Raw genomic sequence first — 11,978 nt, forward strand, 5'->3', positions numbered from 1 at the left:
TAGCCGAATTTCTTTTGGCAAGTTTGTCGCTATCCGCGCTCTAATACAGCTTCGTTTCGCAACAAGACTGTACGCAAGCCCATGGAAATCCAACGAATCTGGCGCGACTCCCTCGACCTGTGGGGCACCCTCGACCAACATCCCATGCTGCACGCTGCCATTGGTCTGGCAGTACTGCTGCTCATCTCTCTGGCAGTCGGCCGCCTGTCGCGCTTCCTGATACTGCACGGCGCGCGCCTGTTGGCCCGCCAGACAGCGCTGAAGTGGCTGGACGACCTGCGCCACAACAAAGTGTTCCACCGTCTGGCGCAAACCACACCCTCACTGGTGCTGCAGTTTGGCCTGAAACTGGTGCCGGAGCTGTCCGACACCGCCCAGCACTTCTTCGGCAATGTCGCCCTGGCCTTTACCCTGCTGTTCATGACGATGGCGCTGTCGTGCCTGCTGGATGCCTTGCTCGACATCTATGCCCGTACCGAACACGCCCGCACCCGCTCGATCAAGGGCTATGTGCAACTGGCCAAGATGATGTTGTGGATCTTCGCCTCGATCATCATCGTCGCCACCCTGATCGACCGCTCCCCGCTGTTGCTGCTGTCCGGCCTGGGCGCGATGTCGGCGGTGCTGCTGTTGGTGTACAAGGACACCCTGCTGTCGTTCGTCGCCAGCGTGCAACTGACCAGCAACGACATGCTGCATGTGGGTGACTGGATCGAAATGCCGCAGGTGGGCGCCGATGGCGACGTGGTGGACATCACCCTGCACACGGTGAAAGTGCAGAACTTCGACAAGACCCTCGTTTCCATCCCCACCTGGCGCCTGATGAGCGAGTCATTCCGCAACTACCGCGGCATGCAGCAGTCCGGTGGCCGGCGCATCAAGCGCAGCCTGTTCATCGACGCCGTCGGCGTGCGCTTCCTTACCCGCGAAGAAGAACAGCGTCTGAGCCAGGTGCAGCTGCTGAGTGACTACCTGGCGGGCAAGCGCCAGGAACTGCAAAGCTGGAACGAGGCGCTGGGGCCGGTGGCGGACCTGTCGGCCAACCGCCGCAAGCTGACCAACATCGGCACCTTCCGCGCGTTTGCCCTGGCCTATCTGAAGAACCACCCCAATATTCACCCGAACATGACCTGCATGGTGCGGCAGATGCAGACCACCGCCGAAGGCGTGCCGCTGGAGATCTACTGCTTCACCACCACCACCGTGTGGGCCGACTATGAGCGGATCCAGGGGGATATCTTCGACTACCTGCTGGCGGTGTTGCCGGAGTTTGGCTTGAGCCTGTATCAGCAACCGAGTGGCAATGACATGCGGGTGGGGTTGGCTGGGCGTACGGCGGCAGAGCCAATGCCGCATCGCATGGAAGAGATGAGCGAAGCTTGAAAGTGCCGGGGCTGCCTAGCAGCCCCCCGATCAAAGGGCGAGTCAGGCCTTGCCGGCCAGCGGTGCCTGTGCGCGGCCACCCAGGCGGCTCAGCCACACCGACGCCAGGATGATCCCGCCGCCGATCAAAAGCCGCCCCAGCGGCTCGTGCTGGTTCCAGATCAACAGGTTCAGCAGCAGCCCTACCGGCACATGCAGGTTGTTCATGACCGCCAGCGTCCCGCCAGAAACCAGGCATGCACCTTTGTTCCACCAGTACAGCCCCAGCGCCGTCGGGCACAGGCCCAGGAACAACAGCACCAGCCATTGCACATCACTGCTCGGCAAGTGCTGGGTATTGCCGAACAGCAGGAAGGCCGGCAGCACCACCAGCAACGCGCCGAGGTAAAAGTACCCAAAGCGCGCGTAGTGTGGCAGGTCGCTGGGGTGGCGAGCGACCAGGTGACGGTAAAGCACCTGGCCGGCAGCGTAGGTGAAGTTGGCCAGTTGCAGCAGCAGGAAACCGATGAAGAACTCACCGCTGATGCTGTCGAAACGGATCACCGCAGCGCCGGCTACCGCAACCAGCGCGGCCAGCAGCGCCCACGGGTTGAAGCGCCGGTTCATGGCGTCTTCGATCAGCGTCACGTGCAACGGCGTCAGGATGGTGAACAGCAGCACCTCTGGCACCGTGAGCACGCGGAAACTCAGGTACAGGCAGACGTAGGTGATGCCGTACTGCAACGCGCCGATCAGCAGCATCCAGCGCATGAAGCGCGGTTCGACGTGGCGCCAGCGAGTCAACGGCAGAAACACCAGGCCGGCCAGCAGTACCCGCGCAAGCACCGCGAAGTAGCTGTCGACATGCCCGGCCAGGTACTCGCCGATCAGGCTGAAGGAAAACGCCTGGATCAGCGCGACGATTATCAGGTAGCCCATGGTTGCCTCTCATGAATCAAGGCGGCGACCTTAGCGGGTTGCGGCGAATCAGTTCAACCATGAGGAATGTAGGGGCTGCACCGGCCTCTTCGCGCGCACGCGCAATGGCCTGTGTAGGAGCGGGTTCACCCGCGAATAGGCCGGCACTGGCAACCTAAAACCCCAGGCATAAAAAAGCCCGGCCATTACAAGCCGGGCAGGTACACCCAAAGGAGCAAAAGCAGGTGTCAGGGTTGGGAATTCGTGAAGCCTCAGGCCACCGCCGCCAGCTTGGCCTTGGCCTGGTTTACGCCCTTCTCGTGGAACTCGCCGCTCATGTTCAGGCCTTCGGCATGGATGAAGTCGACATCGTGAATGCCGATGAAAGCCATGACCTGGCGCAGGTACGGTTCCTGGTGGTCACTGCTGGCACCCGCATGGATGCCGCCGCGGGCAGTCAGGACGATGGCGCGCTTGCCGGTCAGCAGGCCTTGCGGGCCGGTCGGGGTGTATTTGAAGGTGATGCCGGCACGCAGCACATGGTCCAGCCAGGCCTTCAGAGTGCTGGGGATGGTGAAGTTGTACATGGGCGCAGCCATCACCAGTACGTCGGCAGCCAACAATTCATCCGTCAGTTCGTTGGAACGGGCCAGGGCCTCCAGTTCGGCGGCGCTGCGCTGTTCCTCCGGCTTCATCCAGCCACCCAGCAGGTTTGCGTCCAGGTGGGGTACCGGGTTTACTGCCAGGTCGCGCACAGTGATCTGATCGGCCGGGTGTGCGGCCTGCCATTGCTGGATGAAGTCCTTGGTCAGTTGACGGGAAACGGAATCCTGCTGGCGGGCGCTGCTTTCGATGATCAGTACACGGGACATGGGGTGCCTCCATCGGCAAAAAAGGGTGCGATTCGATGGAGGTGAGATTAAGGCTTGACCTATCGATAAAAAAGCGTAAAAAGTGGGTCCAATCTATCGATTAATCAGTTTATTCCGCACTGCAGTTCAAGGCGATCCGCAGTTTGATGATTTGCCGATTGAATTTGGCGGTGACATCGACGCTTTTACCTGCCGGGACGTTCACACGGCGCACCCGCGGTGCCTCCGGGCCATTGCGGAAGGTCACCTTGCATGCCGCCGGGACCTGCCCATAGTTGTTGAGGGTGATGGCGCCAATGTCATAGGCCGTGTCATAGGCGGTGTAGTCGAGCTTGACCCCGGTCAGCTCCTTCTCCACATCGATGGGATAAGCCATGGCCCCGAGGGGCAGGCACATCAACATTGCTGCACAACATTTCTTCATGGGCCGCTCTCCTTGAAAGGGCGCAGCTTAGGACAACAGGAGCGAAAGATGAAAGCGCCGCGCGTAACCCTTGACCAGTGGCGAACCCTGCAGGCAGTGGTCGATCACGGCGGGTTTGCCCAGGCCGCCGAGGCCTTGCACCGCTCGCAGTCATCGGTCAGCTACACCGTGGCCCGCATGCAGGAGCAACTGGGCGTGCCGCTGTTGCGCATCGATGGCCGCAAGGCGGTGCTGACCGAGGCCGGCAATGTGCTGCTGCGCCGCTCGCGCCACCTGGTCAAGCAGGCCAGCCAGCTCGAAGACCTGGCCCACCACATGGAACAGGGCTGGGAAGCCGAGGTGCGCCTGGTGGTCGATGCCGCCTACCCCAGCGCCCGTCTGGTCCGCGCGCTGGCCGCGTTCATGCCACAAAGCCGAGGCTGCCGGGTGCGCCTGCGTGAAGAAGTGCTGTCTGGTGTGGAAGAAGTGATGCACGAAGGCATCGCCGACCTGGCAATCAGCAGCTACAGCATCGGCGGCTACCTGGGCGCAGAATTGAGCGCAGTGGAGTTCATCGCCGTCGCCCACCCCGAACACAGCCTGCACCGCCTGGGGCGCGAACTGACCTTCCAGGACCTGGAAAGCCAGCTGCAGGTGGTGATCCGCGACTCCGGCCGCGCCCAACCGCGCGACGTCGGCTGGCTGGGCGCCGAGCAGCGCTGGACCGTCGGCAGCCTGGGCACTGCCGCCACCTTCGTCAGCAGCGGCCTGGGCTTTGCCTGGCTGCCCCGTCACATGATCGAACGTGAGCTGCGCGAAGGCGTGCTCAAGCCATTGCCGCTGGATCAGGGTGGCAGCCGCCACCCACTGTTCTACCTTTACTCGAGCAAAGAGAAGACCTTGGGCCCGGCCACGCAGATTCTCATCGACCTGCTGCGCAATTTCGACACCGCGCCACTGGACGTGCCCTTCGCAGCCCCCCCACAAGCCTGAGAGGACCGCGCCCATGGCCTATTTCGAACACGAAGGATGCACACTGCATTACGAGGAATATGGCCAGGGCGAACCCGTGGTGTTGCTGCACGGCCTGGGCTCCAGCAGCCAGGATTGGGAGTTGCAGGTGCCGGTGCTCAGCGGCCACTACCGGGTGATACTCATGGACATCCGCGGCCACGGTCGCTCCGACAAACCCGGTGACGGTTACCAGATCGCCACCTTCAGTGCCGACCTGTTGGCCCTGCTCGAACACTTGCACACAGGCCCGGTGCACTTCGTCGGCCTGTCCATGGGCGGCATGGTCGGCTTCCAGTTTGCGGTCGACCACCCTCAATGGTTGCGCAGCCTGTGCATCGTCAACAGCGCCCCGGAGGTCAAGCGTCGCACCCGCAGTGACTGGCTATGGTGGTTCAAGCGTTGGAGCCTGGCGCGCGTACTCAGTGTCGAAACCGTCGGCAAGGGGCTGGCCGAGCGGCTGTTCCCCAAACCACAACAGGCAGACCTGCGCCAGAAGATGGCTCAGCGCTGGGCGCGCAACGACAAGCGCGCCTACCTGAAAAGCTTCGACGCCATCGTCGATTGGGGCGTGCAGGAACGCATCGGGCAGATTCACTGTCCTACCCTGGTGATCGCCGCCGACCACGATTACACGCCGATACAACTGAAACAGCGCTATGTCGCCCTCATACCCAACACCAGGCTGGTCGTCGTCGACGATTCCCGGCACGCTACACCCCTCGATCAACCCGAGGTCTTCAACCAGACCCTGCTGCAGTTCCTCGCAGCCGCTTCCACCTCTCAAGGATCTTTGAGCCCATGCTGAAAAAACTCCTGCTCACCGCCTGTTCGGTCGCCTTCGCCACCAGTGTCATGGCTTCCGACAAGACCCCGCACGTCATGCTGGACACCAGCTTCGGCCAGGTCGAAATCGAGCTGAACGCCGAGAAGGCACCGCTCAGTACCAAGAACTTCCTGGCGTACGTCGACAGCGGCTTCTACAACAACACCATCTTCCACCGCGTGATCCCGGGCTTCATGGTCCAGGGCGGTGGGTTCACTGACCAGATGGTGCAAAAAGATACCCAGGCGCCGATCAAGAACGAGGCCAGCAACGGCCTGCAGAATACCCGCGGCACCCTGTCGATGGCACGCACGTCCAACCCGAACTCGGCCACCAGCCAGTTCTTCATCAACGTCGCCGACAACGACTTCCTCAACCCAGGCCGCGATGCCGGTTACGCCGTGTTCGGCAAGGTAACCAAAGGCATGGAAGTGGTCGATCAGATCGTCAACTCGCCCACCACCATCAAAAAAGGCATGCGCGACGTACCGGCCGATCCGGTCTATATCAAGTCTGCCAAACGTATCGACTGACCGCAGGCTCACAGGGATGTGAAACCGCCTGAGGGTCGGACGAACAGGAGTGTTGTCGCCCATGCTGTACCGCCGTTTCGAAAGACTGATCGATATTTTCCGCGAGGCACCGAGCGAAGCACCCCCAAGCACGGTGTGGCCGTTCTACCTGTACTACCTGCGCCAGGTGTGGCCCAGCTTCGTGGCCCTGCTGGTGGTCGGCCTGGTCGCCTCGCTGATCGAGGTGGCGATGTTCAGCTACCTCAGCCGCATCATCGACCTGGCCCAGGGTACGCCCAATGCCAACTTCTTCAGCGAGCACAGCGGCGAGCTGATCTGGATGCTGGTTGTGATTCTGCTGCTGCGGCCGTTGTTCTTCGGCCTGCACGACCTGCTGGTACACCAGACCATCAACCCCGGCATGACCAGCCTGATTCGCTGGCAAAACCATACCTATGTGCTCAAGCAGAGCCTGAACTTCTTTCAGAGCGACTTCGCCGGGCGTATTGCCCAGCGCATCATGCAGACCGGCAACTCGCTGCGCGATTCCGCCGTGCAGGCGGTGGACGCGCTATGGCACGTGCTGATCTACGCCATCACCTCGCTGGTGCTGTTCGCCGAGGCCGACTGGCGCCTGATGCTGCCGCTGCTGGCGTGGATCGTCAGCTACATTGCCGCGCTGTTCTACTTCGTGCCACGGGTCAAGGAGCGCTCGGTGGTGTCTTCGGACGCACGTTCCAAGCTGATGGGGCGTATCGTCGACGGCTACACCAACATCGCAACGCTGAAACTGTTCGCCCATACCGACTACGAACAGCAGTACGCGCGCGAGGCAATCCGCGAGCAGACCGAGAAAACCCAGCTGGCCTCCCGGGTGATCACCAGCATGGACGTGGTCATCACCACCCTCAATGGCCTGCTGGTAGTCGCCACCACCGGCCTTGCCCTGTGGCTGTGGAGCCAATCGCTGATCACCGTGGGTGCCATCGCCCTGGCCACTGGCCTGGTGATCCGCATCGTCAACATGTCGGGCTGGATCATGTGGGTGGTCAACGGCATCTTCGAGAACATCGGCATGGTGCAGGACGGCCTGCAGACCATCGCCCAGCCGGTCACCGTCACCGACCTGCCCAATGCGCCGGCGCTGAAGGTCAGCCGCGGCGCGGTGCGTTTCGATGAGGTCGACTTCCATTACGGCAAGGCCACCAATGTCATAGAAGGGCTCAACCTGGATATCCGCCCGGGCGAGAAAATCGGCTTGATCGGCCCGTCCGGGGCCGGCAAGTCGACACTGGTCAACCTGCTGTTGCGCCTGTACGACGTGCAGGGTGGGCGCATCCTCATCGACGGCCAGGACATTGCCAAGGTGAGCCAGGCCAGCCTGCGTGCACAGATCGGCATGATCACCCAGGATACCTCGCTGCTGCACCGTTCAATTCGCGAAAACCTGCTGTACGGCCGCCCCGGTGCCAGCGATGCAGAACTGCAGGAAGCTGTACGCCGCGCGCGGGCTGACGAGTTCATCCCACAGCTTTCGGATGCCCAGGGCCGCACCGGTTTCGATGCCCATGTGGGCGAGCGCGGGGTCAAGCTGTCCGGTGGCCAGCGCCAGCGTATCGCTATTGCACGGGTGCTGCTGAAGAACGCGCCGATCCTGATCATGGACGAAGCCACCTCGGCGCTGGATTCGGAAGTGGAAGCGGCGATCCAGGAAAGCCTGGAGACGCTGATGCAGGGCAAGACGGTCATCGCCATTGCCCACCGGCTTTCCACCATTGCCCGTATGGACCGGCTGGTGGTGCTGGACAAGGGGCGAATTGTCGAGAGTGGCAGCCACAGTGAGTTGCTGGAGCAGCAAGGGCTGTATGCCCGGTTGTGGCACCACCAGACCGGAGGCTTTGTCGGGGTCGATTGACACCTGCACGGCCTTTTCGCGGGTAAACCCGCTCCTACACAGGTTCGCTATCGTTGTTGGAGCGGGTTTACCCGCGAAAAGGCCGGCACAGGCAACACAGATCTCTCAATCCCGGCGATAGGGCAACATCCCCCGCGCCTCCTCGGCATACCCCTTGACCCCTTCCCGTTCCTGCCGCAGAAAATCCTCCACCGCCCGCCGCAACCCCGGGTGCAGCAGGTAATGCCACGACCGCGTCAACACCGGCTCGAACCCGCGTATCAACTTGTGCTCGCCCTGCGCCCCGGCATCGAAACGCTGGTAACCCTCGGCAATGGCAAAGTCCATGCCCTGGTAGAAACAGGTCTCGAAATGCAGCCGGTCGAACTCATCCAGGCAGCCCCAGTAGCGACCAAACAGGCTGTCGCCCCCCACCAGGCTCAAGGCCATGGCCACATCTCGCCCACCCTGGCGGGCCATCACCACGCGCACCGCCTCGGGCATGCGCTCGGCCAGCAGGCTGAAAAATTCGCGCGTCAGGTAGGGGGCACGGCGGCGCACGGCATAGGTGTTGGCGTAGCACAGAAAGACGAAATCCCACTGTGCCTCGTCCAGTTCATCGCCGCGGTACCAGCGGAAGTCAATACCCTGCCCCGCCACCTGCTCGCGCTCCTTGCGCATCTGCTTGCGCTTGCGCGAGCTGAGGCTGTCGAGAAAGTCCTGGAAGTCGCGATACCCCCGGTTTTGCCAGTGAAACTGGCAACCCAGGCGTTCCATCCACCCCGGCAGGCCGGCCAACTGCGCGTCCAGCGCCGGGTCGGTGAAGTTGATGTGCGCTCCGGAAAGCCCACCCTTGCCCAGATACTCCGGCAGGGCCTGCAGCATCAACAAACCGTCAGCCGGATCGGCCGCCAGCAGCCGTGGGCCGCTGACCGGACTGAACGGTACAGCGCCAAGCAGTTTTGGGTAGTAGGCGATGCCGGCCCGCTCACAAGCATCGGCCCAACCATGATCGAACACATACTCGCCAAACGAGTGCCACTTGCGGTACGCGGGCAACAGCGCCCGCACCTGCCCGCCTCGCTCCAGCACCAGGTGCTCGGCGGCCCAGCCAGTGTTGCGCGCCACGCTGCCGCTGTCCTCCATTGCACTGAGAAAAGCATGGCGCAGGAAGGGTTGGCCGGCTGGCACAAGGGCATCCCAGGTGGCCGTCGGGAGATCACGCAGGTGGGCAAGGCTGTACAGGCTGGTCACGTTTTCGGCTCGCTCTCTGAAGACCGTCAGTATCCCCAAGGAAGGCCCGTCGCTCAAATGACGAACGCCGGGTGGGCCCTTTAATGCTCGCTTACTTAACAACAGTGCCACTAATCAGACATTAATCTGTCATTGGCCCCCGCAATACTTGCGCCTGTTTTCCGGAACCCTAGAACCTGTCTATTCAGGCCCTTTCCGAAGACATGCCAACGCAGGGGCAGGCGCTTGAGCCTCCCCCATTTTTTTCAGTAGGGAGAACCTTATGCGTCTTGTTTCCACACTTACCGGAGTAAGCCTCACCGGCATGATGCTGGCCCTGAGTGCCCCGGCCAGTGCTGCCGTCGACGCCAAGCTGCTCGAAATGCTCCGCGCCAATGGCTCGATCAACCAGGCGCAGTACAACGAACTGCAGGGCGACCTGGCAAAAGAAACCAAGGAAAAGGCCGACCAGAAAGCTCAGTCCGAACGTATGAGCTCCTTTGAACAAAAAGTGGCATGGGCCGCCAAGACCCAGATCAAGGGTGACGTGCGCCTGCGTTACGAAGACGTCAACGTCGACGACCCGAACAGCAGCAGCGGCAACCAGGACCGCCAGCGAGTACGTGCCCGTGTCGGCTTCTACAGCGAGATCAACCCGCAGGTCGACGCCGGGGTCCGTATCGCCACTGGCAGCAGCGCTGACCGCCGTTCGACCAACCAGAGCTTCGACAACTACTTCGACAAGAAGTCGCTGTGGGTCGACCTGGCCTACCTCGACTGGCACCCGACTGCAGTGCCTAACCTGCACCTGATTGGCGGCAAGATGCCACAGCCCTGGGTGAGCATGGGCGACATCATCTGGGATAGCGACATCAATCCGGAAGGTGTGGCGGCCACTTACAAGGCTGACCTGGGCGGGGCCGAAGTCTTTGCCAGCGCCGGTCAGTACACCCTGAAGGACAACGTCGACGGTGACGGCGTCCAGTACAAGCACGATGCGCAGGTCTACCACGGCCAGTTGGGCGCCAAGTTCGCGCCGGCCGACGTGCTCAAGCTCACCGTGGGTGCCAGCATCTATGGTTACGACAACGACAAGGAAGCCGCTATCCTGCAGTCGTTCGGCAACACCACCAACGAGTTCAATCTGGTGGAAGGCTTTGGCCAGATCGACTTCACGGGCTTGGCCATTCCGTTGTCGGCCTATGGCCAGTACGTAAAGAACACCGACAGCACCGACGGCGAAGATCAGGCCTGGCTGGCTGGCCTGAAAACCAAAATGGGTGCCTGGAGCCTGGACTACAACTACCGCGATGTGCAGCGTAACGCGGTGGTCAGCCTGTTCACCGACTCGGACTTCGGCAACGGCTTCACCGGTTCGCGCGGTCACAAGTTCAAGGTCGGTTACGAAATCGACAAGAACTTCTCCCTGGGTGCTGCCTACCTGATGGCCAAGACCGACCTGTCGCAGTTGCCGAACAGCGATGCTGACGTCGACACCCTGCAGGTGGATCTGGAAGCCAAGTTCTAAGCGACACCCTGCTCTGCTTCACCTGAAGCGGGAAATGCCGACCCCATCCGGCGTTTCCCGCTTTTTTTGCCTGCCAGAAATGCATCGGCCACTTCTACCGGGCGTTCACCGGTGCCGGCGCTATCGTATTCGCGGGTGAACCCGCTCCTACAACGGTCGGTGGTGTGCACGCATGGGCGGTCCGGCACAGCCCGTCGTAGGAGCGGGTTTACCCGCGAAGGGGGCCGAAACAGGCGTCTGCTGCTCAATCAGCGCTTGCGCAAAATCACGCTACCAATCGAATACCCCGCACCAAACGAGCTCAACACGCCCAGCGAACCCTTGGCCAAATCATCCTGGTACAAGTGGAAGGCAATCACCGACCCCGCCGAGCTGGTATTGGCGTACCGGTCCAGAATCACCGGTGCCTCTTCCTCGGCCACTTCACGCCCCAACAGCTTCTTGACGATCAGGTGGTTCATGCTGAGGTTGGCCTGGTGCAGCCAGAAGCGCTTCACGTCGCCTGGTTGCAGCCCGTTCTCCTGCAGGTGCTCAGCGATCAGCTCGGCCACCTTCGGGCACACCTCGCGGAACACCTTGCGGCCTTCCTGGATGAACAGCTTGTCCGCAGCGCCTTCTCCCTCTTCCGCCGCACGGTTGAGGAAGCCGAAGTTGTTGCGGATGTTGTTGGAGAACTCCGTCCAAAGCTTGCTGCTGACGATGTCGAACTGGTGCGCTGAAGTGGCCTTGTCGGCACGCTCCAGCAACACTGCGGTGGCGGCATCGCCGAAAATGAAATGGCTGTCGCGGTCACGGAAGTTGAGGTGGCCGGTGCACACTTCGGGGTTGACCATCAGCACCGCCCTCGCCTGGCCGAGCGCTACGCTGTTGGCGGCGGTCTGGATGCCGAAGGTGGCCGACGAGCAGGCCACGTTCATGTCGAAGGCAAAGCCCTGGATACCCAGTGCCTGTTGCACTTCGATGGCAATGGCCGGGTACGGGCGCTGCAAGTTGGAACAGGCGACGATCACCCCGTCGACATCGGCCGCCGTTCGGCCAGCACGCTCGAGGGCCTGGCGGGCAGCGGCCACGGCCATTTCACACAGCACCGACGGTTCATCGTTGCTGCGCTCGGGCAGTCGCGGTTTCATGCGTTGCGGGTCGAGAATACCGGCCTTGTCCATGACAAAGCGGCTCTTGATGCCCGAGGCCTTTTCGATAAACGCCGCATCGGAAAGCGGCGCCGCTTCGACTTCACCACGCTCGATGGCGGCAGCGTTGTCCTGGTTGAACTGTTGCGACCAGGCATTGAAGGAAACCACCAGCTCTTCGTTGGAAATGCTCTGGGCCGGGGTGTACAGGCCGGTGCCGCTGATCACGACGTTATGCACGGTCGTTCCTCTGGTCAAAGGCCATCGCCACAGGGCGCTGGCTGGGAAT

11 protein-coding genes are annotated in these 11,978 nt (G+C 61.9%); 6 read left to right on the plus strand and 5 right to left on the minus strand.

The features are described from left to right. Nucleotides 1-81: 81 nt before the first annotated feature. Nucleotides 82-1,383, plus strand: coding sequence for a mechanosensitive ion channel family protein (locus LVS58_RS13660; RefSeq protein ID WP_233691540.1), 1,302 nt, complete (start codon nucleotides 82-84; stop codon nucleotides 1,381-1,383). A 42-nt stretch (nucleotides 1,384-1,425) separates the two neighbouring features. On the opposite strand, the gene LVS58_RS13665 is transcribed toward LVS58_RS13660, so the two are convergent. From LVS58_RS13665 to LVS58_RS13675, 3 genes are all read right to left on the minus strand, one after another. Then, a complete protein-coding gene (locus LVS58_RS13665) occupies nucleotides 1,426-2,301 on the minus strand; it encodes a carboxylate/amino acid/amine transporter (protein WP_233691541.1) in 876 nt (291 codons plus the stop codon). A 251-nt stretch (nucleotides 2,302-2,552) separates the two neighbouring features. Next, nucleotides 2,553-3,152, minus strand: a complete 600-nt coding sequence (locus LVS58_RS13670; RefSeq protein WP_233691542.1) for an FMN-dependent NADH-azoreductase — start codon at nucleotides 3,150-3,152, stop codon at nucleotides 2,553-2,555. Between the two features lie 109 nt (nucleotides 3,153-3,261). Continuing rightward, on the minus strand, nucleotides 3,262-3,576 hold the full coding sequence (locus LVS58_RS13675; RefSeq protein ID WP_233691543.1) for a 3-phosphoglycerate kinase: 315 nt from the start codon (nucleotides 3,574-3,576) through the stop codon (nucleotides 3,262-3,264). A gap of 48 nt (nucleotides 3,577-3,624) precedes the next feature. Here LVS58_RS13675 and LVS58_RS13680 point away from each other — a divergent pair, with 48 nt between their 5' ends. The 4 genes from LVS58_RS13680 (at nucleotide 3,625) to LVS58_RS13695 (ending at nucleotide 7,819) form a co-directional block, all read left to right on the plus strand. Continuing rightward, nucleotides 3,625-4,548, plus strand: a complete 924-nt coding sequence (locus tag LVS58_RS13680) for a LysR family transcriptional regulator (protein WP_003254610.1) — start codon at nucleotides 3,625-3,627, stop codon at nucleotides 4,546-4,548. 13 nt (nucleotides 4,549-4,561) lie between these two features. Next, nucleotides 4,562-5,374 (plus strand): alpha/beta fold hydrolase, encoded by an 813-nt coding sequence (locus LVS58_RS13685; RefSeq protein WP_233691544.1) that lies wholly within the window; start codon nucleotides 4,562-4,564, stop codon nucleotides 5,372-5,374. Continuing rightward, nucleotides 5,368-5,925 carry a peptidylprolyl isomerase gene (locus tag LVS58_RS13690; RefSeq protein WP_233691545.1) on the plus strand — a complete coding sequence of 186 codons (558 nt, stop codon included), beginning with the start codon at nucleotides 5,368-5,370 and terminating at the stop codon, nucleotides 5,923-5,925. The genes LVS58_RS13685 and LVS58_RS13690 overlap by 7 nt, the downstream gene beginning before the upstream one ends. Nucleotides 5,926-5,986: 61 nt before the next feature. Continuing rightward, on the plus strand, nucleotides 5,987-7,819 hold the full coding sequence (locus tag LVS58_RS13695) for an ABC transporter ATP-binding protein (protein ID WP_233691546.1): 1,833 nt from the start codon (nucleotides 5,987-5,989) through the stop codon (nucleotides 7,817-7,819). Nucleotides 7,820-7,924: 105 nt separating this feature from the next. Here LVS58_RS13695 and LVS58_RS13700 read toward each other — a convergent pair whose 3' ends face one another. Further along, the gene (locus LVS58_RS13700; RefSeq protein ID WP_233691547.1) at nucleotides 7,925-9,052 is read right to left on the minus strand and encodes a GNAT family N-acetyltransferase; all 1,128 of its coding nucleotides are present in this window, start codon (nucleotides 9,050-9,052) and stop codon (nucleotides 7,925-7,927) included. A 262-nt stretch (nucleotides 9,053-9,314) separates the two neighbouring features. Here LVS58_RS13700 and LVS58_RS13705 point away from each other — a divergent pair, with 262 nt between their 5' ends. Then, on the plus strand, nucleotides 9,315-10,559 hold the full coding sequence (locus tag LVS58_RS13705) for a putative porin (protein WP_233691548.1): 1,245 nt from the start codon (nucleotides 9,315-9,317) through the stop codon (nucleotides 10,557-10,559). A gap of 248 nt (nucleotides 10,560-10,807) precedes the next feature. Here LVS58_RS13705 and LVS58_RS13710 read toward each other — a convergent pair whose 3' ends face one another. Then, the gene (locus tag LVS58_RS13710) at nucleotides 10,808-11,929 is read right to left on the minus strand and encodes a beta-ketoacyl-ACP synthase III (protein ID WP_233691549.1); all 1,122 of its coding nucleotides are present in this window, start codon (nucleotides 11,927-11,929) and stop codon (nucleotides 10,808-10,810) included. Between the last annotated feature and the right edge of the window lie 49 nt (nucleotides 11,930-11,978).

It is taken from the genome of Pseudomonas sp. JR33AA, assembly GCF_021378985.1.
Lineage (GTDB): Bacteria > Pseudomonadota > Gammaproteobacteria > Pseudomonadales > Pseudomonadaceae > Aquipseudomonas > Aquipseudomonas alloputida.

Excerpts from the sequence above, each read along its gene's own strand:
- LVS58_RS13660 (WP_233691540.1), top strand. The coding sequence starts at position 82 with ATGGAAATCCAACGAATCTGGCGCGACTCCCTCGACCTGTGGGGCACC.
- LVS58_RS13665 (WP_233691541.1), bottom strand. The coding sequence starts at position 2,301 with ATGGGCTACCTGATAATCGTCGCGCTGATCCAGGCGTTTTCCTTCAGC.
- LVS58_RS13670 (WP_233691542.1), bottom strand. The coding sequence starts at position 3,152 with ATGTCCCGTGTACTGATCATCGAAAGCAGCGCCCGCCAGCAGGATTCC.
- LVS58_RS13675 (WP_233691543.1), bottom strand. The coding sequence starts at position 3,576 with ATGAAGAAATGTTGTGCAGCAATGTTGATGTGCCTGCCCCTCGGGGCC.
- LVS58_RS13680 (WP_003254610.1), top strand. The coding sequence starts at position 3,625 with ATGAAAGCGCCGCGCGTAACCCTTGACCAGTGGCGAACCCTGCAGGCA.
- LVS58_RS13685 (WP_233691544.1), top strand. The coding sequence starts at position 4,562 with ATGGCCTATTTCGAACACGAAGGATGCACACTGCATTACGAGGAATAT.
- LVS58_RS13690 (WP_233691545.1), top strand. The coding sequence starts at position 5,368 with ATGCTGAAAAAACTCCTGCTCACCGCCTGTTCGGTCGCCTTCGCCACC.
- LVS58_RS13695 (WP_233691546.1), top strand. The coding sequence starts at position 5,987 with ATGCTGTACCGCCGTTTCGAAAGACTGATCGATATTTTCCGCGAGGCA.
- LVS58_RS13705 (WP_233691548.1), top strand. The coding sequence starts at position 9,315 with ATGCGTCTTGTTTCCACACTTACCGGAGTAAGCCTCACCGGCATGATG.